This is a genomic window from Kiritimatiellia bacterium (assembly GCA_026417735.1).
In the GTDB taxonomy this organism is placed as follows: Bacteria; Verrucomicrobiota; Kiritimatiellia; order PWTM01; family PWTM01; genus CAACVY01.
Genome location: JAOACR010000015.1, coordinates 1 through 22,297, shown reverse-complemented (window position 1 = coordinate 22,297; position 22,297 = coordinate 1). Strand labels below are relative to the sequence as shown.

Here is a 22,297-nt window from a genome sequence, read left to right as displayed (position 1 = left end):
TCATGGGGATGTTGGGGGCGGCGCGGCGACGACACGCGTTTGCCGGATGCTGCGCACTTCGCCGCCGCCGACGCCGGGCGAGAGCACCGCGACCAGCTCCAGCGGCCCCGGCGAGGCGGGCGCGCGCAGGTAGGGGAAGCTGACGGTGGCAGTTTCCAGAGCGGGCACGGTGACCGTCGCTCGGGCCGTGCGAATCAAGTTGCCGTCGCGGCGAATTTCCACGCGCACTTCGCCGACCCAGTGCGAATCCAGATCGTTCACCACGACCAGCGGCACGTGGAACTGCGCATTCGTGGCGATGGTGGTTGCCCACCAGTCGAGCATCACGCCGACCGGCGCGAACGCATCGCGGACGTAGCGGTAGAAAAGGGGTTCCCACACGAGGTTGCGGACGTCCAGCCAGTGGTCGCTGGTCTGGCCGTCGGGTCGGGAATAACCCAGTCCGCAGAAGTGCAGCACCCCGGCGCACTGGCGCCGTGCGCGCCAAAACTCGGTCTTTGCGGCGAGCGCGCGGGCGTAATATTCGCGCCGCTGATCGACCGTCGCATTCGGACCGAGCAAGCGCTCGTACACCGCGGTGGTCAGCGTCGGCAGTGAGCCGTCGCGGTTGATCCAGAGCCATCCGTATTCGTTGATCAGGTAGGGTGGGCGCAGCGCGCGACCGGGTTCCGGGAACGGCACGCCGGGGATACCGGAGTGGCGTCCGAACTCCTCCCACTGAAAGTCGGGGCGGTTTGAGCGGTACGGGTGGCGTTCGACGATGTCGCCGGGGCGCGGGGCGATGCCCCAGCCGTTTTCCCACGGGCGGTCCGAGAGGTCGAGCCCGCGCACCATCGCGATCGCCTGGAGAATCGCGCTGTCGTTCGGCGTTTCGTTCTGCGCGTCCCAGATCACGACACAGGGATGGTTCCAACGGTGGCGCATCCATTCCCGGTACTCCTCGGCGAGCCGCTCGCCCGTGATCGCGGAGGGCCAGGTGTCGGCGCGGATGTACCAGATGGGAAACTCATCCTGGATGAGAATGCCCTCCTCGTCGGCGATCTCGTACCAGAAATCGGGAGGAAATCCGATGCAGTACCGCAGCGCGTTCCAATGCATGTCCTTGAAGGCGCGATGCAGGCGGCGAACCCAGTCGCGATTCCAAGGCAGCTCGCGCCGCTCGGCGTCCTCGAAGAAACGGAAAATCGTCACGTTCGAGCCCCGCAGGTAGTATGGACGGTCGTTGAGCAGCACCCGACCGGTCGGGGGGTCGGTCCGAAACGAGCGGAGCCCGAACCGGGCGCGGGCGACGTCCGTCCCCGCGGTGACAACCGCTTCGTAGAGAAAAGGCGATTCTGGCGACCAGGTTTTTGGATTGCGGATGGGCACTTCGTCGTCGCCCAACAGACCGCCCAGGTAGACCAGGCGCCCCTCGCCCGCGGGGGCACGGCTCTGCCATTCCACGATCTGCACCGTCGCGGTGCCGGCCCACGGTCGGTCGAGCTCCACGCGCACGCGCGCGGCGCCATAGCGTGGCAGCGGCGCGACTTGGATGTTCCGGATGTACGGCTCTCCTGCGAGGATCAGCTCCACCGAGTCGTAAATGCCGGGGATGTAGCGGCTTTTTTCGTTGTCCCAGCCGTCGCAGCGGTGCGGCGGCACCTGCGCGAGCGAGGCGCCGACCCGAATCACCAGCTCGTTCGTCGTGCCGTTCTCGCGCAGGTGAGGACGCACGTCGAACTCTGCTGGCGTGAAGTTCCGGTCGTGCTCGCCTACTGCGGCGCCGTTCAGCCACACCGCGATCCCGTAGCAGGCTTTTCGGATACGCAGCCGAGCGGTCGGCGGCAGCGGCCTTTCGAGGGTGAAGAGGCGGCGGTACCAGAACGCCTCTCGGCGCGGATCGGCGGGCCGCAGCCTGGGGTTTGTGCGGTCGGCCAAAGAAACGGTACTGCCCGGTTGCTGAAAGGGCGGATCGGCCATGTCCAAAAGGCCGGGCACGGGCACTGTATGGTCGTAGCGGGACGGCGGCGTGGCGAGCGTGCCTTCGGCGACTTCCCAGACGCCGTCGAGAGCGATCACCTGACGCTCCGCCCGGGCGAGGGGCGCGGCGATCGCGAACAGCAGGATCATCAGGCGCGGAGCCTGGACGGGGCGTTGCATGTTGACCCTCCCGCGGTTGACCGGTTGCGACGTCCGATCAGCTCGCTGCGCTGTCTCGAATTGCGCGGAACATCGCGAGCATGTTCTCCGTTGGCGTGTTGGCCTGAATGTTGTGGATCGTGTTGAACACAAAACCGCCGCCCTCCCCGAAAATCTCGATGCGCTCGCGCACTTCGCGGTAGACTTGTTCCGGGGTGCCGAACGGGAGCGTCTGTTGCGTGTTGACGCCGCCGCCCCAGAAGACGAGGTCGCGCCCGAAGTCGCGTTTCAACGTGCGCGGGTCCATTTTCGCCGCGGAGCACTGCACCGGCGTCAGCACGTCGAAGCCGGCCTCGATGAAGTCGGGAATCAGGTCGAACACCGAGCCGCACGAGTGGATCATCGTTGCCCACTGGCTTCGCGCGTGGACCAGCCGGTTCACCGCGATGTGGTAGGGCTTGAACAACTCACGGTACATCTCGGGCGAAACGAAAAGACCGCGCTGTTCGCCGAAGTCCGTCCCGGTGAGCAGCACGACGTCCACCAGCTCTCCGAGCCGCGCGATCATCCGCTCGAGGTTGCGGAGTGCGATCTCGAGCTGCCGATCGAAGACTGCCCGCACGTACGCGGGGCGCGCGGCCAGGGAGACGTACCACTCCTCCACGTCGCGAATGCCGCGCGGCTGCTTCATCCAGGGCGCCGGCACCAGCGCAATGTCCCCAAACGCGGTCCCCGGCATGGAAAGCACTACGGCGCGGCCCTCCGCTGCCGCGCGCTCCGCCTCCGCGCGGTACCAATTGAGGTCCTCGTCGGTCAGGTCTGTGAACTCCTCCGCGTTGTCCGCGGGGTCCAATCGCGCCTCGTCGATGGGCGGTTGGCGAATGATCGAATCGAAGAAATAGCCGCCGGCCGGCATGCGGGCACTGGGCGGTGCGTCGGGGTCCCCCTGCGGATGGATCAGCCAGTCGCCCTCGGGTGTCTCGGTGATCACGAATCCGCCCGGCACTTCGCATTCGGTGCCATCGAAGAGCCGGATGCGTTTCCAGTCGCGCCGTTCGAAGCCGAACATGGTCTGGCGGGGGAAGACGCCCACCGCGTCCAGGCCCAGCGCGTCGCGCAGCTCGCGGTCGACCTCACCGAGCATTTGGTAGGGCTCGTGCACCCGGGGGAGCCGGGAGCTTGGTCCCAGCACCGCGGCGCGGAGCCGGTTCAACGCGGCGACGTGGATGCCGGTGACCGCGGTCGAGCCAAGGTCCACCGGCACGCGATCGGGTGCCTGATGACGCAGCGCGGCGCGGACGCGATCACGCGAGGTCATTGCCGATCACCTCCGAGGGCAATCCGCGCTCGATGATGTGACACCGCGCGGTCCGGGTCCATGACCCGCAGCACAAAAAACATATCTGCGACCACAACCTCGGTTGCGCCGCGCCGCGGGCGGGCGCATCATGGCGCCGTGGGCGAACTGCGGCCGAACTACGACGGTGTGCATGTGGCGTGGGACCACCGCGGGGTGCGCACGCGTCACGTTTCGTTTGGGCAAGTGCGCTACCAGCCGGGCGGATACTGCGGCCCGCGGGTTCAGCGAGACTATCAGCTGGTGATGCTGCACAGCGGTGCCTGCGAGGTGCGGGTCGACGGTTCGGCACGGCGTCTTCTACCGGGCCTGGTCTACCTGTTCACGCCGGGGCATCGCGAGCTGTTCCGGTTTGCGCGGGACGGCGAGACGCATCACTCCTGGTGCTCGGTGGCGCCGTCGCTGGTCGGTGGCGTGCTGCGGCGCGAGCTCGCGGGGGGGGCAGAGGGGGTCGCCGTGTCGGACGCGCTGGAGAAAATTTTCGCCGCGGCGTTCTCGTTGCCGCCGCCGGCGCACGCGGCGGCGCGGGCGGTGGTCGAGGCGCTGGGTCGCGCGGCGCTGGCGGAGTTTGCGCGGTTGCGGCGCGAGGCGTCGGCGGCGCTGGGGCGCGACCCGTGTGTGCAGCGCGCGCTGCGGCACATGGAGGGGCACCTCGCCGACCGGGAATGTCTGGAGGGGGCCCGTCGTGCCGCCTGCTGTTCCCCGAACGCGCTGCTGTACAAGTTCCGAGCGGCGACCGGTCTAACTCCCGCCCGGTACCTCTGGCGACTGCGCACCGAGCGCGGTGCGGCGATGCTGACCGAGACGGGGCTGTCCGTGGCGGAGATTGCGGACCGGTGCGGTTTTGCGAATCCGTTTCATTTCTCCCGCTGCGTACGCCGGCTGTTTGCGATGTCACCGCGCCAGCTCCGGCGGCGGGCGTGGCGCTGAGCGTCGCGGGCGCGTCCAAGGGTTGGAGGCAACGCGAGGGATTTCGTCCAATCGTTGGACCGTGAAGGGGGCCGTCAGCGCGCGGCGACGCTCTGACGGTAGGCCTCCACTTCCCAGTGCTCGATGAACCGCCGGGCGGCGTCGTCGAGGTAGCGGGGGCCGCCGAAGGCGGCGGTGAGCCGCAGCACGAAGGCGCCATCCTCGGCCAGATCGATTGCGAGTTCGGCGATCCGGGGGCGCTCGCCGACGCCCGCGACTGCGTCGGGCGCGACGACCACGCGCGGCGGGAAGCCATGGCGTTGGCGGTACTCCGCGGCGGTTTCCGCGGTGAGGGGGCCGGTCATCGGAAACGACCGTGCGTAGACGATGTGGTCGGGGGAGAGCGGGCCTTCGGCGACTTCGAAGCGGCCGCGCAGCAGAATCGCGGCGGCGTCCGGTCCGAGCGCGGCGCGCAGTTCCGCGCGTAGCGACTCGGCGCGCAGCTCCGGTACCGGCGGCGGGGGCGACCAGACGGGGCGGACGCCCCGCTGCTCGTAGGCGGCCGCGAGCGTGGACATCAGATGGCGGTAGAGCGTGCGGATTTCGTCCGGCGTGTCCGCGGCGATGAAGACGCCATGGTTTTGCAGCAGCACGATGTTCGGTTCCGCGGGGGTCGCGCGAACGGCGGCGAGCCGGCGGCGGATTTCCATGCACAGCGTGTAGCCGGGATCCACGTACGGCACCCACATGGCTTCCGGAAAGAGCTCGCGTGCGGCCGCCTCTCCGTGGACCGCGCAGGTGAGCCCGTTCACGAGGGGGGGATGGGTGTGCACGACGAAACGTCGGCTGAAGGTGTCGTGCAGGGGTGCCTCGACGGAGGGGCGGCCGCTGGCGCCGGGCCGCAGGGCGGCGGCCATCACGTCGCGGACCATCGCCTCGCGGGCGTCTGGGTCGGCGGGCGGGGTCATCGCATAGAGGTCTGCGAGCCGCGCGCGGTCCATCGGCACGAGCCGTTCGGCGGTGAGATCGGCGAGTGTGGTGCCGGAGGGTTTCACCCAGAGGGTATCCGCAGTTTTGACGGAGGTGTTGCCTCCGCCGCCACGGACGAAGTCGATGGTGCCGAACTCGTGGGAGAGCCGGATGAGGTCGTCGAGCAGCAGTGCGGGTGACGTGGGCGCAGTCATCGGGAGTCGCTCTCCTTCGCCAGCGGGGAATCATGCCGGATGGCGGGGGCGCGTGCAATGGACAGCGGATGGCGGTGCGCGCATAGTGGGGGCATGTCCGTGCCGCCGGCCAAGTTCTGGCACCGGTATCTGCCGGTGAGTGCGGCGATGCGCTGCGCGCCGCTGTACGTGATTGGGTGCGGATTTGCGAGCGTGCCGGCGGGCCATCCCTATCCGCCCACACAGCACCCGACCGATCACCACTTCACCTGGCGGCGCGGGCGGGTGCTGGACGAGTACCAGCTGGTGTATCTGACGCGGGGTAGCGGCTGGTTTGAGTCGCGGGAGGTGGGGCGCCGACGTGTCCGGGCGGGGCAAATCTGGGCGCTCTTCCCCGGCGTCTGGCATCGGTACACCCCGGCGCGGAGGACCGGCTGGGACGAGTACTGGTTGGCGTTCTCGGGTTCCGAGGTGGCGGCGATGATGGCGCGCCACGGTTTTGATCCGCGCCGGCCGATCCGGGAGCCCGGCGAATGTCGCGCGCTGGTGGACGTGTACGAGAAAATCTTGGACGAGCTGCGGCATGAGCGGTACGGGAGTCGCGCGCTGATCGCGGCCTGGATCCACGAGGTGCTGGCTCGCGCGGAAGTGGAGGAGCGGCGTCGGCAGCTGTCCGGGAACGCTGTGGCGGAGGCGGTATTGAAGGCGCGCGCAAAGATGGCGGAGTGTGCGGATCGGGAGCTGGACATGCGCGCGCTCGCACGGGAGTTGCACGTGAGCTACTCGTGGTTTCGGAGGAAGTTCCGCGCGTTTACCGGGTTTTCGCCGGCGCAGTACCATTTGCAGCTGCGGATCAATCGGGCTTGCGAATTGCTGCGGTCCACCTCGCTGACGATTCAGGAAGTGGCATGGCGGGTGGGCATCGGAGGCGTGCACTACTTTTCGAGGCTCTTTCACGCGAAGGTCGGCGTCACGCCGAGCGCCTACCGGGCACGCGCGCAGGGCGGCGCAGCGGGCGGGCGGTGGCTTGCTGCGCAGGCGCGGCGGTCGATATAGTGCGCCGCGACCGCCGGCCGCGGTCGGCGGGGCTTGGGAGGTTGAGCGATGGGCGTGCTGGACCTGCTGGTGTTTGTCGGGTTCATCGCGGCGGTGCTCGCGGTCGGGATGTTGAAGTCTCGTCACGAGGGCGACAGCGAGGCGTATTTTCTGGCTGGCCGGGGGCTGACGTGGTGGTTGATCGGCATCTCGCTGATCGCGGCGAACATTTCGGCCGAGCAGTTCGTCGGCATGTCGGGCAGTGCGGCGAACTATCTCGGGATCGCGATCGCCAGCTACGAGTGGATGGCGGCGATCACGCTGGTGGTCGTCGCGTTTGCGTTCCTGCCGTACTTTCTGCGTGCGGGCATCTACACGATTCCGGAGTTCCTCGAACACCGCTACAACCACTGGGCTCGGCTGATCATGGCGGTGTTCATGATGATCATCCTGATCGGCGTGAGCCTCTCCGGCGTGATCTATGCGGGTGCGCTGACGATGCGGGACCTGCTGCGCGACAACGGCTACTCGATTTCGCTGGTCGCCGCCTGTTGGGTGATGGGGCTGATCGCGGCGGCCTATGTCGCGTTCGGAGGGTTGAAGGCGTGCGCATGGGCGGACCTGATTCAGGGCAGCGCGCTGGTGCTCGGGGGTGGCGCGATCCTGTTCTTCACGCTGCGGCGGCTGGGCGCGGCGTCGCCGGCGGAGCTGGTCGATGGCGCGGGGGCGGCGGTGGCGGTGTTGCCGGAGGGCGGCTGGGCGCGGCTATTGGCGCTCAACCGTGCGAAGCTGCACATGGTGCTGCCCCGCACGGACCTGAACATCCCATGGACGGCGCTGGTGGTGGGGCTCTGGATTCCGAATTTCTACTACTGGGGCCTCAATCAGTACATCACCCAGCGGGTTCTGGGGTCGGCCTCGCTGCGGGAGGGCCAGAAGGGCATCGTGTTTGCGGCGGCGCTGAAGCTGCTGATCCCGTTCATCATCGTGTTTCCGGGCATGGCGGCGTTCAACCTGTTCAGCGGCGAGATGGCGGCGCGCGCGGAGGATGATTTTGTTCGGCTGGTGGAAAGCGCGATGGCGTCCGCGAACTCCACCGACGTATTCGAGCTGCCCCCTGACCTGGCGAGCCGCCCGAAGCTGGCACCGCTTGCCGCGCGGATCGAGTTGCACAATGCGGCGGCGCGCGAGCGCGCGACCGCGGCGGGTCGGTCGCCGACAATCCGGCGGCCGGTGTCGCACAAGCATGATTCGGCGCTGGCGCTGCTGATTGGGCGGCTGGTGCCGCGCAACCGCGGGGTGATGGGCTTTGTGCTGGCAGCGATGCTGGGAGCGATCGTCAGTTCGCTCGCCGCAGTGCTGAACGCCGCTTCGACGATTTTTACGATGGACGTGTTTGCGAAGTATCTGAAGAGAGACGCCTCGCAGCGCCTGCTGGTGGCGATGGGCCGGATCTGCGTTGGCGTGTTTGTGGTGATCGGCTGTGTGATCTCTCCGCTGCTGGACGATCCCCGGTTTGGCGGCATCTTCAAGTACATCCAGGAGTTTCAAGGGTATGTGTCGCCGGGGATCCTCGCGGTGTTCGTTTTCGGGCTTTTGAACCGTCGCGCGCCCGGCATTGCCGGCGTGGTGGGCTTGCTCTTGAACCCCATCCTCTATGGCCTGATCGCATGGCGATGGCCCTCGGTGGCATTTCTCGACCGCATGGCGATCTGCTTTTTTGCAGTGATGGCGGTGATGCAGCTGATCGGGTGGGCGCGGCCTCTGCCCCAGCCGGTGGAGTTTCGGGCGAGCGGTCGAGTGGACGTGCGCTCGTCACGTGGCGCGATGGTGTTCGGCGGCTTGGTGGTGCTGGTGACGTTGGGGCTCTACATTGCGTTCTGGTGAGCGGGGGATGAGCGCGGCGAACGTACAGACGGACGGCGAGGCGGTCGCGGCATTGCGGAGGCTGGCCGTCCGGACCAGGTTGCGGGTCGATGGGGGATGGATCCGGCGCACGTCCTCCCGCTTTTGCCTGGGTGTCGAACACGGCGATTACAACGGAACGGATCTGTTTGGCGTGGGCACGGACCGGTTCATCTGGTTGGCGTACCGTGCGAACGGAACGGACCGGATCCGGCTGTACAGCGCGAACTTTCCTGAGGACGGGGTGGTGGAGATCCGCGGCGGAGAGGTGCCGCCGCCGCGCACGGTGAACGAGTCGTGGGCGCGGTTCCCGTACGGGGTGGTCTGGGTGTTGCGGCGGGAGGGATTTCCGGTCGCTCGGGGGTGGGACGGGGTGTTGATTGGGAACATTCCGGGCGGGGGCATGTCGCGTTCCGCGTCGCTTACACTGAACCTGCTGCTGACGATGCTGGAGGTCAACGGCGTGTCGCCGCCGGCGCCGCTGCGGGTGGTGGACATGGCGCAGGCGGTGGAGAACGACTACATCGGCTCGCCGTGCGGCCAGCTGGACCAGATCATGATTTTGTTTGCGAGAGCGGGAATGGGCACCTACTACTGCCCGGCGACCCGTGCGGTGCGGCACATTCCCTTGGGGGCGTCGGCGCCGGCGTTCCGACTGGTCAGCCTGGACACCGGCACGGAGCGCCCCGGGCTGGAGAAATCCACCTATCGGATCCGGCGCGCCGAGTGCGAGGAGCTCGTCGCGCTGGCGGCACCGGAGTTTGGCATCCGGCAGCTCTCGGACGTGCGCGATGCGGCATTGTACCGCCAAATTCTCGAGCGCTTCGGAGCGTCGCATCCCGCGCATTGCCGGCGCCTGACCTACATCTTCCATGCGCAGCGTCGCTTTCGCCGGATGCTGCGCGCCTGGCGGGCGGGTGATCTGGCGACGGTGGGCGCGGTGTTGCGGGCGGACGGTCATGGTCTGCGCGACGACTACGAAATTTCCGGGCGGGAACTGGAGACCATGTGCGACCTGGCCCGCACCGTGCCCGGCGTGTTGGGCGAGCGGATGCTCGGCGGGGGAGACAAGGGCTCGGCGGGAGCGCTCGTGCTGGCGTCGGCGGGGCGCCGGCTGCGCCGGGTGATCGAGACCGCCTATCCCTTGTGCCATCCCGCGCTGGCCGGCAAGTTCGCCGTCCATGAGCTTTCGCTGGTGGATGGCGTCGACGTCCGCCGGCTGGCGGGGTGAGCGGCACCGCGCTCTTCGTCCGGGCGCTCGGAGCGGCGGGCCGTGCCGGTTGGCTTATTCGAAGCGGATCACGACTGGGCGGCTCGGATCGACGGTGCGAACTCCCGCGATGTTCAGCTCCCGTAGCCGGCGGCTCTTTTCGGAGTCAGGCATCGACTGGTTCATCATCAGCTGCATCGCCTGGGGGTTCCCCATAAGTTTGTCCATCGCGATGTCGAGCAACGTGACGCTGCGCCGGTCGGCGTTGACCTCCGCACCCTCGGCGCCGAGCACCGTTCCGTCGAAGCGTAGCTCGAGCGCGATGCGCATACCGGCGAGCATTGGTGCCATCATCGTGGCCATTTGGGCGCTGTTCGCATCGGGTGTGGCGGGCGCAGTGGTCTGGCCGGCCGGCGCGGCGGCGGTCGCGGCCGGCGGCAGCAGCCGCAGCACCGCGGGACGGCCTCGCTCGAACTCGACCCGGAAGTGTTCCGAGGGTTTGTCTTCTTCTTCCTCCTGGCCGGCGCCGCCCAGGGGCAACATCACCTGCCGGATGTCGTCGAACGCATACGTGAGCCGGATCCCGGCCCAACCGGCCGCATTGGTCGCGGGTTCCTTTCGCACCAGGCGGACGTGTCCGCCGAGATCTTTGGTTTTCCGTTCGATCTGGTCCTTGAACATCGCCAACGGGTCGCTGGCGCCGGCCACCGCGCCGGTGCCGGTGACGGTCTGTCCAAACTGCGTCAGCATCGCAGTGAGTTGGGGCGAGAAGCAGTCTTCCGCGACGATGGTGCCGGAGCCGTCTGGCTTCAGGTGGACGACCATTCGACTCTCGATGCATCCGGCGCTGAACACCGCGAGGGCGGCGAGAGCGGGCAGTGACCACGGGCGCATGTGACGGCCTCCTCGTGAATGTTCGTACGTTGTAGCGACGTCTGGTGACACCCTACGCCTCGCCGAGCGTTGCTGCAAGCGATGAGCGGCGGCGGCACCTGTGATGCCGGCGGCGCGGTCAGGCTTGTGCAGCGACGCGGGCGGGCGCTATAGTGCGCTGCTGTTGTGCCGGTACGATGCGCACTCGCACCGGTCGACCGACAAGGAGATGGCCATGGCAGACAGCGTAAGGATGAAGCGGCGGCAGTTTCTCGGGCGTACGGCGGCGGCGGCGGGCGGTCTGGCGCTGGCCGGTGCTGCGCCGCGGGTGGCGTTCACGGCCGCCACCGACACGATCCGGGTGGGTGTGATTGGCTGCGGGGGGCGTGGCTCTGGCGCGGCCGACAACTGCGTCGAGGCGGCGCCGGGTGTGCAGATCGTTGCGCTGGCGGACGTGTTCGCGGACCGCCTGAGCGGCTTAAAGGCGAAGTACAAGGTGCCAGACAACCGTTGCTTCGTGGGTTTGGATGCCTACCGGGAGGTGCTGGCGCTCCCGGAGGTGGACATGGTCATCCTGGCGACGCCCCCGGGGTTTCGACCGCTGCATTTCAGCGCGGCGGTGGAGGCAGGCAAACACATTTTTACCGAGAAGCCGGTGGCGGTCTGCGCGGCGGGGGTGCGGCAGATGCTGGAGGCGGCGGAGAAGTCGGTGGCGAGGAAGCTTTCCGTCGCCGCGGGCACGCAGCGGCGGCACGATCCGAAGTACGTCGAGACGATGAAGCGGATCCACGACGGGGCGATCGGGAGGATCGTTTCGGCGCAGTGCTACTGGAACCAAGGGGGGCTGTGGGTGAAAAAGCGCGCACCGAACCAGAGCGACCTCGAGTGGCAGCTGCGCAACTGGCTCTATTTTGTCTGGCTGTCGGGCGATCACATCGTCGAGCAGCACGTGCACAACATTGATGTGATCAACTGGGCGTTTGGCGCGCTGCCGGAGCAGGTGCACTCGCTCGGGGGCCGGCAGTTCCGGACCGGGCCGGAGTACGGGCACATTTACGACCATTTTGGCACCGAATTTTTCTATCCCGGTGACGTTCGCACGATCAGCATGTGCCGCCAGATCGAGGGGTCGGCGGGCAACGTCAGCGAGCGGGTGGTGGGCACCAAAGGGTGGAGCAACTGTGCGGGCGTGATCGAGGGTGAAACGAAGTGGCGCTATGAGGGGCCGACGCCGAACCCGTATGTGGAGGAGCACCGTCACCTGATCGAGAGCATTCGGGGAGGGCCGTATCTGAACGAGGCGCGGCAGGTGACCGAGAGCACGATGTGCGCAATCATCGCGCGCGAGTCGGCTTACACGCGGCAGCAGATGAAACGGGAGTGGTTCCTGCAGCGGTGCGAACTGGATTTGCGACCGAAACCGGATCTGAAGCTGAGCGATCCGATGCCGGTGCCGCCCGTCGCGGTACCGGGCGTGTACCAGCTGCCGGGGCTGGCGGCGGAAACCAAAGCGAAGCGGTGAGGCGCCGCGAGGTTTCGATGATCGAGCAGGCGAAGGGGATTCAACGATGAGCGGGGCGATGTCGAAGATGACGGCGGGCGGCGTGGCGGCGGGGCTGGCGGCGGCTCGGGCCGCGCACGCGGCGGGATCGGACGAGATTCGCGTTGGACTGCTGGGCTGCGGCGGCCGGGGCAGCGGTGCGGTGAAACAGTGTCTGGCGGCGGATCCGGGGGTGGTGGTCGTCGCGCTGGCGGACTTGTTTCCGGAGAAGGCGCGGCGTTTGCGCGATTCGCTGTTGAAGGATCCGAAGTTCAAGGACCGGGTGCGGGTGCCGGACGACGCGATTTTCGGTGGGTTTCAGTGCCATGAGGCGCTCGCGAAGACCGACACGCATCTGTTGCTGATGGCGACCGCGCCGGCGTTTCGGCCCTGGCAGATGATGGCGGCGGTGCAGGCCGGCAAGCATGTATTCACGGAGAAGCCGGTGGCAACGGACGTTGCGGGTTGTCGCCTGTTCATTGAGGCCTCGCGTCTCGCCGAGCAGAAGAAGCTATCGATCGTTGCCGGCACCCAGCGGCGCCACGAGCCGAACCGGGTCGAACTGATGAAGCGCATTCACGACGGCGCGATCGGCGAACTGGTCGGCGGCCAGTGTTACTGGTATGGAGGCGGCATTTGGTACCGCGGTGCGGAAGCGGGCATGAGCGAAATGGAGTGGCAGTGCCACAACTGGTACCACTTCACGTGGTTGTCGGGCGATCAGATTGTCGAGCAGCACATCCACAACATTGACGTGCTCAACTGGTGCTTCAATGGCCCGCCGAAAAAATTCACCGCTGTCGGGGGGCGGGGGTGCCGCGACTACTCGCAGCAGGCGCGCGCGGTCGCGAAGGCGCTGGGGAATGAAGCGGATTGGGCGAAATATAACGGTGACATCTGGGACCACATCGTGGCGGAGCTGGAATACCCCAATGGCGCGCGGTGCCTGAGCTTCTGCGGGCACGGCCCCGGCACCGGTCGCTCTAACGAGAAGGTGGTGGGAACGAAGGGCTGGAGCGACTGTTCGGGACGGCTGGTCGATTATGAGGGGAAGCCGATCTGGTCGTACTCCGGACCGGCGGTGAACGGAATGGAGCAGGAACACGTGGATCTCATCCGCAGCATCCGGAGCGGTCAGCCGCTGAACGAGGGCGTGCGGATCGCGGAGAGCACGCTGACCGCCATCGGCGCGCGCATCGCCGCCTACACCGGCAAGACGTTCTCGTGGGAGTGGCTGATCGGCGCGTCGAAAAACGCGCTTGTTCCGGAACCTTCCGCCTGGAAACCGGGGCCGGGCCTCTTCCATCCCATTGCCAGCGGTGCTGATCCGCTGGTGTGAGGGACGGCCCCGCTCGAGGCAGCTTTGCGCGTTGGGGGCGGCGATTGCGCCGCACGCGGGATGCGCCGTTGATGGGGCGAACCTTTCGGATTCTCTCGCTGGACGGCGGCGGTGTCCGGGGCTGGCTGAGCGCGCGGCTGATGGATCGCCTTGCGGAGTCGCATCCCGGTTGGTGGCGGCGCGCTGACCTTGTCGCGGGCACCTCGACCGGTGCGCTGCTGGCGTTGGGGTTGGCAGCGGGCCGCACGCCCCGGGAGCTGATGGCGCTGTACGAAACGAATGCCGCGCGTATTTTTCGCGACGATTGGCTCGACAACGTTCGCGATCTCGGACGAACGGTCGGTGCGCAGTATGACGACCGCGGCCTGCGGCAGGTGCTTCGGGAGGTGTTTGGCGAGCTGCGGCTGCGCGAGCTGCCCGTGCGGGTTCTGATCCCCGCGTTTGACCTCGACAATGAGCAACCGGATCCCGCGAAGCGGAGCTGGGCCCCGAAGTTTTTCCACAACTTTCCGGGACCCGACAGCGACGGCGAGCGGCGGGTGCGTGACGTGGCGCTGTACAGTTCGGCGGCGCCGACCTATTTTCCCTCCGCCGATGGCTACATCGACGGGGGCGTGATCGCGAACAATCCGGCGATGGCGGCGCTGGCGCAGACGCAGGACCCGCGGAACGAGGGGGCACGGCCGCGACTCTCGTCGATTGTGATGCTGTCCATCGGCACCGGTCGGCCCTTGCTGCGCATCGAGGGGCGGCGGCATGACTGGGGGCTTGCGCAGTGGAGCCGCCCGATCCTCGACATCATGATGGAGGCCGGCATGGGCGTGCCGGACTATCAGTGCCGGCAGCTGCTGGGCGACCGGTATCACCGGCTGGAGCCGGTGCTCCCGTCCGGGGCGGTGATTCGGATGGATGATGTGCGGCGGATGGGGGAGCTGGCGGCGATCGCGGACGGCATGGCGCTGGACACGACGGTCGCGTGGCTTGGGAAGTACTGGGGTGACGCGGGGGGGCGCCGCGCGCGGCGCGGTTGAGTGGTTTCGACCGGTTGCGGGTCGCGGTGCGGGTTTGCGGCGGGGGCAGCTGGCCGGTACGATGCGGCGCAACCGACGGAGCCGACGCACCAACCTATGCGGATACGACCGTTTCGAGCGTGGCGCCCAGTGGCCGGTATGGCCGCCCGGATCGCCAGTCCACCGTATGACGTGGTGAGCCGCGAGGAAGCGGCGCGCATTGCGGAAGGCAATCCCGCTTGTTTCCTTCGGGTCTCCCGCGCCGACCTGGAGCTGCCGCCCGAGGTGCCAGCGGATGCGCCGCAGGTGTACGCGCGGGCGGCGGCGAACTGGCGCCGATGTCTGGCGGAAGGATGGTTCCTTCAGGACAGTGAGCCCTCCCTGTATGCGTATGAGCAGTCGATCGGTCGGCATCGCCAGGTCGGAGTGGTTGGGGTCTATCCGGTTGCGGACTACGAGCTCGGCGTGGTGCGCAAGCACGAGCACACCCGTGCGGAGCCCGAGGCGGACCGGGCGCGACACATCGCAGCGACCGGCATCCAGTCGGGTCCGGTGTTTCTGGCGGTGCGGGACGCGGCGGGTGCGTTGTGGCGCGCGCTGCGGGAAGTTTCGGAGCGACCGGATCCGCTATTTGACTTCTGCGCGCCGGACGGGGTGCGACATCGAGGCTGGCGTTTGGAGAGCTTGGCGGAATGGGTCAGCCTGCTCGCCGCGGAGCCGGCCGCCTACATCGCAGACGGCCACCATCGCGCGGCGGCGGCCGCGCGCGTCGCGCGGGAGCGCGCCGGCGGCGCGGTGCCGCCCGATGCGGATGCCGAGTGGGCGTGGGTGCTGGCGGTGGTGTTTCCGGCGGCGAGTCTGAGGATCCTTCCCTACCAGCGCTGTGTGCGGGATCTCGGCCCACTGACTGAAGCGCGTCTGCTGGCGCGGGTACGGGACGTGTTTGAGTTGGAGCCACTGTCGGGGCCCTCGCCGGCGGCGGCCGGCGAAGTGGTCATGGGGTTGCGGAGCGGCTGGTGGCGTCTGCGTCTGATCGGCCCGCGGCCGAGCGATCCGGTGGCTGCGTTGGAGGTGCAACTGCTGCAGGATCGCCTGCTCGGGCCGGTGCTGGGCATCACGGACCCGCGACGAGACTCACGGCTGGCGTTCGTGGGGGGTGAGGGTTCGCTCGAAGAGCTCACCAAATGGCTCGCCGGCGGGCGTGCGGCCGCAGTGTTTGCGGTGCCGCCGGTGGCGATGGATCAGATTATGGCCGTCGCGGACGCGGGCGGCGTAATGCCGCCGAAAAGCACATGGTTTGATCCCAAACTTCGCTCGGGGCTGTTTGTGCATGCGATCGATTGACCGGCGCAACGCGGTGGAGAAGGGGAGAGAATGACATGAATTACGCGGCGGTGGTGATCGGGGCGGTTGGCGTAGTGGCCGCGGTACGCGAGGCGGATGTGATCGTCTATGGCGGTACCTCCGCGGGTGTGATTGCGGCGGTGCAGGCCGCGCGAATGGGAAAGACGGTGATCCTCGTCGGCCCCGACCGGCATCTTGGGGGGATGTCGTCCGGCGGGCTCGGCTGGACCGATACTGGCAACAAGGCGGTGATCGGCGGCCTCGCACGCGAGTTCTACCACCGGATCTGGCGGCACTATCAGCGCGACGAGGCGTGGCGTTGGCAAAAGCGGGAGGAGTATGGCAATCGTGGGCAGGGGACACCGGCGATTGATGGCGAACAGCGGACGATGTGGGTGTTCGAGCCGCACGTCGCCGAGCGGGTGTTTGAGGAGTTGATCGCTGAGCATCGCATCCCCGTGCATCGGGATGAGTGGCTGGATCGGGGGGGGACGGGGGTGGAGATTGTCGAAGGGACGATCCGCTCGATCCGCATGCTGAGCGGCAACGTTTATCGCGGGCGGATGTTCGTGGACGCGACGTACGAGGGGGATCTGATGGCCGCGGCGGGGGTGAAGTACCATGTGGGCCGCGAAGGCAATGACGTCTATGGAGAACAGTGGAACGGCGTGCAAAAGGGTGTCTTCCACCACGCGCACTATTTTGCGAGGCCGGTGGATCCCTACGTGCGGAAAGGCGATCCGTCCAGCGGTCTGTTGCCTCGCATTTCGCCGGTGCCGCCGGGCGAAAACGGCACGGGCGACCGCGGGGTGCAGGCGTACTGCTACCGCATGTGTCTGACCGATCATCCGGACAACCGCGTTCCGTTTGAGAAGCCAGAGGGGTATGACCCCTTTCAGTATGAGTTGCTGGTGCGCCTGTTCGAGACGGGCTGGCGCGACGTCTTCGCGAAATTCGACCCCATTCCGAACCGCAAGACCGACACCAACAACCACGGTCCGTTCAGCACGGACAACATCGGCATGAACCATGACTACCCGGAGGCGGACTACGCGCGCCGCCGGGAGATCCTCGCCGAGCACCAGCGTTACCAGAAGGGGCTCATGTATTTTCTCGCGAACGATCCGAGGGTACCGGAGGAGATTCGTACGAAGATGAGCCGTTGGGGGCTCGCCAGGGATGAGTTCACTGACAACGGCCACTGGCCCCACCAGATCTATGTGCGCGAAGCCCGCCGCATGATCGGAGAGTTCGTACTGACGGATCAGCACCTGTTGGGCCGTCGCCCGATTCCAGAACCCATCGGCATGGGCTCATATCCGATCGATTCGCACAATGTGTGGCGCTATGTGACGCCGAAGGGAACGGTTCAGAACGAGGGCGACATTGGCGTGAAGGTGGATCCCTACGGCATCCCCCGCGGCGTGATCATTCCGAAACGGGAGGAATGCCGAAACCTTGTTGTTCCCGTCTGCGTCAGCGCCACTCATGCCGCGTATGGTTCGGTGCGGATGGAGCCCGTCTTCATGATTCTCGGTCAGAGTGCCGCAACGTTGGCGGCGCTGGCGATTGAGATGGCGGTGCCGGTGCAGGATGTGCCGTACGCGCGGCTGCGGGAGCGTCTGCTGGCGGACGGCCAGATTCTCGAGTGGGCGGGCCGGCGCGGCGCGACGAGTGTACAGCTGGCGGGCATTGTGGTGGATGACCGCGCCGCGGAACTGGTCGGGCCGTGGCAAGAAAGCCGTGCGACCGGTCGGTGGGTGGGGGACCGCTATCTGCACGATGGCAATACCGCAAAAGGAGAATGTCGCGCAGTCTTTCGAGCCCGGTTACCGCACGAGGGGCTTTACGAGGTGCGGCTGGCGTATGCGGTGGCACCGAATCGCGCGCGCGCGGTCCCGGTCGTGGTCGTGCATGCGGAGGGGCGCAGCACTGTCGTGGTGGATCAGACGCGCGAGCCACCGGTTGATGGGCTGCTCGTTTCGCTGGGCCGCTTCCGCTTCAGCGGCGGCGTGGCGGGAGAGGTTCAGATCTCGAATGAAGGCACCGCCGGGCACGTGATCGTCGACGCAGTGCAGTGGCTGCCGGCGGCGGAGCGGTAGGCCCTACGGAACCGCGCGCACATGTCCGCGAACGGATTGGGTTCGGCCGCGCTGATGGGGTTGATCGAGGGATTGACCGAGTACATTCCGGTTTCATCCACGGGACATTTGATTCTGGCCGGACATCTGCTGCGGATTCCGGAGCCCATCCAGAAATCGTTTGATGTGGTGATCCAGATGGGGGCGATTCTGGCGGTGGTGGTGGCCTATCCACGCCGATTCGCCAGTCTGCTGATGTGGAGGGGTTCATCCGTTGGTGCGTTTGCGGGGCCGAGGGGGCTGGGCCTGTTGGCGCTGACCACCCTGCCGGCGGTGCTGCTGGGGGCGCTGGCGCACGGTGCGCTCGTCCGCCACGCGTTTCAACCGCCGCTGGTGGCGGTCGGGCTGGCGGCCGGCGCAGTCTGGATGCTCGTTGCCGAGCACCGGTCGCGCAATCGCGCGGTGTCATGTTCGGGGCTGGACGATCTCGATTGGCGTCGTGCGCTGGGCATCGGCGTTTTTCAGTGCCTGGCTCTGTGGCCTGGCGTGTCCCGGTCGGCCGCGACCATCCTCGGGGGCATGGCGCTGGGGCTGGATCGCCGCACCGCGACGGAGTACTCCTTTTTCGCCGCGGTGCCGATGCTTGCGCTGGCTTCCGCATTTGCCATGTGGCAGGGCGCCAATGCGCTGACGGCGGAGTGGTGGCCGTTTTTCGCAGCGGGTTTGTCTGTATCCTTTGGGGTGGGCTATCTGGCGATTCGGTGGCTGACCGCGTTTCTTTCGCGGCATCGCATGGACGTGTTCGCGGTGTATCGTCTGTTGCTGGCCGCGCTCGTGATGTGGCTGAGTCGCTGACACCCCGACGGTGCTCCGTTGCGGTTGGGACACGCGCCGACCCGGCGGCGGTCTTGTCCCAGACGACGTTTTTTGCCGGTTTATCGGCGAGCTCTCGGAGGGCGCTGGCGGAACTGAGCGTGATCCGTCACGTCTCACGAGGAGAGGTCCTGTTCCGCGAGGGCGAGCCGGGCGTGGGCCTGTGGGTTTGTCATCGGGGGCGCGTACGGTTGAGCCGTCGGACGGCCGACGGCCGGGAGCGTGTGCTGAAGATCATTCGGCCGGGCGAGACCTTTGCGGAGGTGGTGCTGTTCGAAACTCGGGCCTATCCCGCCACGGCGACCGCGCTGGAGGACGGTGTGTTGTTTGTTGTTCCGGCTGCGGCGCTTCGCGCTCGGTTGCGGGAAGAGGAGTTTCGGGATGATTTTCTCGCGATGGTGATGCGCAAGCTGCGTCATCTAGCGGATCAGCTTTCGGGTCGAGCCGGTGCCGATCTTGCGGAAAGATTCGAAGCCTTTTTGGACGAACAGTTTGGCGCCGCACGGCGTATTGAAACTCAACTGACCCGCCGCGATGTCGCCGCCGCCCTCGGCGTGGCGCCGGAAACATTGTCGCGTTTGCTACGTTCGCTGCGGACCGAGGGACGGCTGAGGTGGCGGGGACGGGTGATTGAGCGGCTACCGCGCCCTTAGGGCGGGCCGGAGGTCCGGTTGTAGCTTGCGGAGCGAAGAGGCGGGAGCATCTCGGTGGAGGCGGGTGCAGCGGGGTGATGTGCGGCGATGGCAAGACGGGCGGGCCGACCGGCCGGACGCTATTGGCGCGGGGGGCGAATGGGCCATCATCCCACCACCTGTGGAGTTGCCACCGGCAAGAGGGGGGCGGCGCCGGCTTCCGCAGTAGTGCAACGGCCGTTCGCCGCTCAGGCGCCGGCGCTGAATATCGTGAGCCGGAATGCGTCGGTTCCGGGTGAGCGGCGATGAGCTCGCTGCTGCGGAGAGCCCGGGCTGGCGACGTGGAGGCGTTCGCTGCGCTGTTTGAGCCGCTGCGTCCGGCTGTGTACGCGGTGGCGCGGCGGCTGGTCGGCGAGTCCGATGCGGAAGATGTGGTCATGGACACGTACCTACGTGCCTGGACGCATTTGCCGGGCTACCGCGGCGGCGCTTCACTGAAGACATGGCTGCTGCGGATCGCGCGAAATGCGTGTCTTGACTTGCTGCGGAGAAGGTCGGCGCGTCCGCTCGCCTCGTTGAGTCGCGAGTCGCCAGACGAGCCGCCGGTGGCGGACGTGGAGGACCCCACCGTGTCCACGCCCGCGGAGCTTGCCGGCGGCAGGGATGCGGCGGCGATGCTCCGCGCGGCGCTGGCGCGGCTGGATGCTCCGCATCGAGACGTGCTGGTGATGCGCTACGAAGACGGCTTGAGCTACGCGGAAATTGCTGCGGCGATGGGTTTGCGTATCGGCACGGTGATGTCCCGACTGTTCAACGCGAAGCGCAAGCTCCGGCTGATCTGGGAGCATTTGGACAGAGGCGATCATGGAGGAACGACGGAGCGATGAGTCGGCGTATTCCATGGGAGCTGCTGCGGCGCGCCCCGTCGGGGCCGCGACCAGCTCCAGAGTTCTGGGCGGAGTTCCGCGGGCGGGTGGGCGATGTGCAGCGGGTGGAGAGCGTCTGGGTGGTGCGGCCTCTGCCGGTTGCGATCGCGGCGGCTCTTGTGGTGGCGGCGACGCTGCTGCTGGCGCCGCTGGGAGTCGGTCCGGCCGCCCAGGCGGCCGGCGTGCGGCTCGATGTGCTGGAAATCAATGTACCCCACTTGGGCGTGATGGTGTTACACGATCCGGCAACTTCGGGCATCGTCGTCGCGATTGACGGGCTGGATGCAGCGGGGGGTGAGCCATGAGCGGATGGGTGAGCAACAGGGAGCGCTGTGCGGTCGCGTGGCGGACGTTCGCGTGCACGATCCTGGTGGTGGCGCAGACCGCCGCGGGCGCGACACTCACCCTTCGGGCGGTGGCGGCGTCGTCTGGGCCGCCGGAGGTGGATGCGGCGCTTCGCGACGTTGAGCCGCTTCTGAAACGAAACCTGCCGTTTACCCGCTTTCGGCTGGTCGGTTCGGCCGCGATTCCGCTGCCCGCGAACAACGCGACGGCGAACGTCGGCGGCGAGATTGAAGCGCGGTGTTCGGGCGACATGGAACGGCTTTCGCTGACGATTCAGCAGCGGGGACGCGTGGTTGTGCAGACGCAGGTCGGCTTGCGTCGCGGTGCGCCGCTGGTGTTTTCGGGGCTTGCGGGTCGCGATGGCACGACGCTGGTGGTGATCGTTGCACGTTAGTGGGCCCCTGCGCGGCGCTGCGCGGTTGCGGTGCTCGCAGGTTGTCGCTATGCTGCGTGCTCGCCTGCCGGGGTTGGCCGGCGCAAAGCCACAGGAGCAAGCGACCATGGCGCGTGTCTACAATTTCGGAGCGGGACCCGCGGTGCTGCCAGAGGAAGCGTTGCTGGAGGCGCAGCGGGAGTTGCTCGACTTCCACGGCAGCGGGATGTCGATCATGGAGATGAGCCATCGCGGCAAGGAATACGCTGCGGTGCATGAGGAGGCAATCGCGAATCTGCGCCGGCTGCTCGCACTCCCGGAGGAGTACGACGTGCTGTTTCTGCAGGGCGGTGCCAGCGCGCAGTTCGCGATGGTGCCGCTGAATTTGTTGACCGCCGGCAAGACCGCGGAATATGTGAACTCCGGTGCCTGGGCGTCCAAGGCGATCAAGGAGGCGAAGGTGCGCGGGCCGGTGCGCGTGGTCGCCGATACCTCCAAGGACATTCCCACCCGACTGCCGCCGGCCGACCAATTGATCTTCTCGCCCGATGCGGCCTATGTTCACATCACCTCGAACGAGACGATCGCCGGTACCCAGTGGCCGACCTTTCCGACCACGCCGACGCCGCTGGTGGCGGATATGTCGTCGGATTTTCTATCCCGTCCGATCAACGTCCGGCAGTTCGGACTCATCTATGCGGGGGCGCAGAAAAATCTCGGCCCGGCTGGTTGCGCGGTGGTGGTGATTCGGAAGGACCTGCTCGATCGCTGTCCCGAGGACGTGCCCATCTTTTTCCGCTATCGGACCCATGCCGCGGAACAGTCGCTCTACAACACGCCACCCACCTTTACGATTTACATGATCATGCTCACGACACGATGGCTCATCGCACAGGGCGGCGCGGAGGGGATTGAGCGGCGCAACCGTGAGAAGGCGGCGAAGCTGTACGCGGCGATTGATGGGTCGGGGGGGTTTTATCGCGGCACCGCGGTGCCGGAATTTCGTTCGACGATGAACGTAACGTGGCGGCTGCCGTCCGAGGCGCTGGAGGAGAAGTTTGTGAAGGAGGCGTCCGCGCGCGGCCTCAAAGGACTGAAGGGACACCGCTCCGTCGGCGGAATCCGTGCCTCAATTTACAATGCATTTCCGCCTGCCGGCGTTGATGCGCTGGTGGAGTTCATGCGGGAGTTTCAGGCGGCGAACGGTTGATGCCGGCGCGGGCGCGGTTTGCGCCGGCCACCGGCACGTGAGAAACTTTGCGGG

General features: G+C 67.1%; 19 protein-coding genes. 15 read left to right on the top strand and 4 right to left on the bottom strand.

The window, feature by feature from the left end:
• Together N2652_07890 and N2652_07885 are read right to left on the bottom strand one after the other, a co-directional pair.
• Positions 1 to 2,139, bottom strand: coding sequence for a hypothetical protein (locus tag N2652_07890; GenBank protein MCX7819110.1), 2,139 nt, complete (start codon positions 2,137 to 2,139; stop codon positions 1 to 3).
• 37 nt (positions 2,140 to 2,176) lie between these two features.
• Complete coding sequence (locus N2652_07885; GenBank protein MCX7819109.1) at positions 2,177 to 3,436, bottom strand: methyltransferase; 1,260 nt, start codon at positions 3,434 to 3,436, stop codon at positions 2,177 to 2,179.
• A 138-nt stretch (positions 3,437 to 3,574) separates the two neighbouring features.
• On the opposite strand from N2652_07885, the gene N2652_07880 reads away from it, so the two are divergent.
• Complete coding sequence (locus tag N2652_07880) at positions 3,575 to 4,405, top strand: AraC family transcriptional regulator (GenBank protein MCX7819108.1); 831 nt, start codon at positions 3,575 to 3,577, stop codon at positions 4,403 to 4,405.
• 74 nt (positions 4,406 to 4,479) lie between these two features.
• On the opposite strand, the gene N2652_07875 is transcribed toward N2652_07880, so the two are convergent.
• On the bottom strand, positions 4,480 to 5,568 hold the full coding sequence (locus N2652_07875) for a class II aldolase/adducin family protein (protein ID MCX7819107.1): 1,089 nt from the start codon (positions 5,566 to 5,568) through the stop codon (positions 4,480 to 4,482).
• A 39-nt stretch (positions 5,569 to 5,607) separates the two neighbouring features.
• On the opposite strand from N2652_07875, the gene N2652_07870 reads away from it, so the two are divergent.
• From N2652_07870 to N2652_07860, 3 genes are read left to right on the top strand one after another with little or no spacing between them, the layout of a single operon-like run.
• Positions 5,608 to 6,603: an AraC family transcriptional regulator gene (locus N2652_07870; protein ID MCX7819106.1), complete on the top strand. Its 996-nt coding sequence runs from the start codon at positions 5,608 to 5,610 to the stop codon at positions 6,601 to 6,603.
• 48 nt (positions 6,604 to 6,651) lie between these two features.
• The gene (locus N2652_07865; GenBank protein ID MCX7819105.1) at positions 6,652 to 8,469 is read left to right on the top strand and encodes a sodium/solute symporter; all 1,818 of its coding nucleotides are present in this window, start codon (positions 6,652 to 6,654) and stop codon (positions 8,467 to 8,469) included.
• Positions 8,470 to 8,476: 7 nt separating this feature from the next.
• Positions 8,477 to 9,718 carry a hypothetical protein gene (locus N2652_07860; GenBank protein ID MCX7819104.1) on the top strand — a complete coding sequence of 414 codons (1,242 nt, stop codon included), beginning with the start codon at positions 8,477 to 8,479 and terminating at the stop codon, positions 9,716 to 9,718.
• A 54-nt stretch (positions 9,719 to 9,772) separates the two neighbouring features.
• Here N2652_07860 and N2652_07855 read toward each other — a convergent pair whose 3' ends face one another.
• Complete coding sequence (locus N2652_07855; GenBank protein ID MCX7819103.1) at positions 9,773 to 10,591, bottom strand: hypothetical protein; 819 nt, start codon at positions 10,589 to 10,591, stop codon at positions 9,773 to 9,775.
• A gap of 214 nt (positions 10,592 to 10,805) precedes the next feature.
• Between N2652_07855 and N2652_07850 the strand changes: the two genes are divergently transcribed.
• The 11 genes from N2652_07850 (at position 10,806) to serC (ending at position 22,243) form a co-directional block, all read left to right on the top strand.
• Positions 10,806 to 12,092 (top strand): Gfo/Idh/MocA family oxidoreductase, encoded by a 1,287-nt coding sequence (locus tag N2652_07850; protein MCX7819102.1) that lies wholly within the window; start codon positions 10,806 to 10,808, stop codon positions 12,090 to 12,092.
• A gap of 46 nt (positions 12,093 to 12,138) precedes the next feature.
• Entirely contained in the window at positions 12,139 to 13,449 is a 1,311-nt protein-coding gene (locus N2652_07845) for a Gfo/Idh/MocA family oxidoreductase (GenBank protein ID MCX7819101.1), read from the top strand.
• 71 nt (positions 13,450 to 13,520) lie between these two features.
• Positions 13,521 to 14,480: a patatin-like phospholipase family protein gene (locus N2652_07840; GenBank protein MCX7819100.1), complete on the top strand. Its 960-nt coding sequence runs from the start codon at positions 13,521 to 13,523 to the stop codon at positions 14,478 to 14,480.
• 138 nt (positions 14,481 to 14,618) lie between these two features.
• A complete protein-coding gene (locus N2652_07835) occupies positions 14,619 to 15,803 on the top strand; it encodes a DUF1015 family protein (protein ID MCX7819099.1) in 1,185 nt (394 codons plus the stop codon).
• Between the two features lie 35 nt (positions 15,804 to 15,838).
• Positions 15,839 to 17,905 (top strand): FAD-dependent oxidoreductase, encoded by a 2,067-nt coding sequence (locus tag N2652_07830; GenBank protein ID MCX7819098.1) that lies wholly within the window; start codon positions 15,839 to 15,841, stop codon positions 17,903 to 17,905.
• 21 nt (positions 17,906 to 17,926) lie between these two features.
• Complete coding sequence (locus tag N2652_07825; GenBank protein ID MCX7819097.1) at positions 17,927 to 18,739, top strand: undecaprenyl-diphosphate phosphatase; 813 nt, start codon at positions 17,927 to 17,929, stop codon at positions 18,737 to 18,739.
• A 119-nt stretch (positions 18,740 to 18,858) separates the two neighbouring features.
• The gene (locus N2652_07820; protein ID MCX7819096.1) at positions 18,859 to 19,410 is read left to right on the top strand and encodes a Crp/Fnr family transcriptional regulator; all 552 of its coding nucleotides are present in this window, start codon (positions 18,859 to 18,861) and stop codon (positions 19,408 to 19,410) included.
• Between the two features lie 284 nt (positions 19,411 to 19,694).
• The gene (locus tag N2652_07815; GenBank protein MCX7819095.1) at positions 19,695 to 20,276 is read left to right on the top strand and encodes a sigma-70 family RNA polymerase sigma factor; all 582 of its coding nucleotides are present in this window, start codon (positions 19,695 to 19,697) and stop codon (positions 20,274 to 20,276) included.
• Positions 20,273 to 20,620 carry a hypothetical protein gene (locus tag N2652_07810; protein ID MCX7819094.1) on the top strand — a complete coding sequence of 116 codons (348 nt, stop codon included), beginning with the start codon at positions 20,273 to 20,275 and terminating at the stop codon, positions 20,618 to 20,620. The genes N2652_07815 and N2652_07810 overlap by 4 nt, the downstream gene beginning before the upstream one ends.
• Complete coding sequence (locus N2652_07805) at positions 20,617 to 21,054, top strand: hypothetical protein (GenBank protein MCX7819093.1); 438 nt, start codon at positions 20,617 to 20,619, stop codon at positions 21,052 to 21,054. The genes N2652_07810 and N2652_07805 overlap by 4 nt, the downstream gene beginning before the upstream one ends.
• A gap of 106 nt (positions 21,055 to 21,160) precedes the next feature.
• Complete coding sequence (serC, locus tag N2652_07800) at positions 21,161 to 22,243, top strand: 3-phosphoserine/phosphohydroxythreonine transaminase (GenBank protein MCX7819092.1); 1,083 nt, start codon at positions 21,161 to 21,163, stop codon at positions 22,241 to 22,243.
• Positions 22,244 to 22,297 lie beyond the last annotated feature (54 nt).

Excerpts from the sequence above, each read along its gene's own strand:
- N2652_07890 (MCX7819110.1), bottom strand. The coding sequence starts at position 2,139 with ATGCAACGCCCCGTCCAGGCTCCGCGCCTGATGATCCTGCTGTTCGCG.
- N2652_07885 (MCX7819109.1), bottom strand. The coding sequence starts at position 3,436 with ATGACCTCGCGTGATCGCGTCCGCGCCGCGCTGCGTCATCAGGCACCC.
- N2652_07875 (MCX7819107.1), bottom strand. The coding sequence starts at position 5,568 with ATGACTGCGCCCACGTCACCCGCACTGCTGCTCGACGACCTCATCCGG.
- N2652_07870 (MCX7819106.1), top strand. The coding sequence starts at position 5,608 with ATGGCGGGGGCGCGTGCAATGGACAGCGGATGGCGGTGCGCGCATAGT.
- N2652_07865 (MCX7819105.1), top strand. The coding sequence starts at position 6,652 with ATGGGCGTGCTGGACCTGCTGGTGTTTGTCGGGTTCATCGCGGCGGTG.
- N2652_07860 (MCX7819104.1), top strand. The coding sequence starts at position 8,477 with ATGAGCGCGGCGAACGTACAGACGGACGGCGAGGCGGTCGCGGCATTG.
- N2652_07855 (MCX7819103.1), bottom strand. The coding sequence starts at position 10,591 with ATGCGCCCGTGGTCACTGCCCGCTCTCGCCGCCCTCGCGGTGTTCAGC.
- N2652_07850 (MCX7819102.1), top strand. The coding sequence starts at position 10,806 with ATGGCAGACAGCGTAAGGATGAAGCGGCGGCAGTTTCTCGGGCGTACG.
- N2652_07845 (MCX7819101.1), top strand. The coding sequence starts at position 12,139 with ATGAGCGGGGCGATGTCGAAGATGACGGCGGGCGGCGTGGCGGCGGGG.
- N2652_07840 (MCX7819100.1), top strand. The coding sequence starts at position 13,521 with ATGGGGCGAACCTTTCGGATTCTCTCGCTGGACGGCGGCGGTGTCCGG.
- N2652_07835 (MCX7819099.1), top strand. The coding sequence starts at position 14,619 with ATGGCCGCCCGGATCGCCAGTCCACCGTATGACGTGGTGAGCCGCGAG.
- N2652_07830 (MCX7819098.1), top strand. The coding sequence starts at position 15,839 with ATGAATTACGCGGCGGTGGTGATCGGGGCGGTTGGCGTAGTGGCCGCG.
- N2652_07825 (MCX7819097.1), top strand. The coding sequence starts at position 17,927 with ATGTCCGCGAACGGATTGGGTTCGGCCGCGCTGATGGGGTTGATCGAG.
- N2652_07815 (MCX7819095.1), top strand. The coding sequence starts at position 19,695 with ATGAGCTCGCTGCTGCGGAGAGCCCGGGCTGGCGACGTGGAGGCGTTC.
- N2652_07810 (MCX7819094.1), top strand. The coding sequence starts at position 20,273 with ATGAGTCGGCGTATTCCATGGGAGCTGCTGCGGCGCGCCCCGTCGGGG.
- N2652_07805 (MCX7819093.1), top strand. The coding sequence starts at position 20,617 with ATGAGCGGATGGGTGAGCAACAGGGAGCGCTGTGCGGTCGCGTGGCGG.
- serC (MCX7819092.1), top strand. The coding sequence starts at position 21,161 with ATGGCGCGTGTCTACAATTTCGGAGCGGGACCCGCGGTGCTGCCAGAG.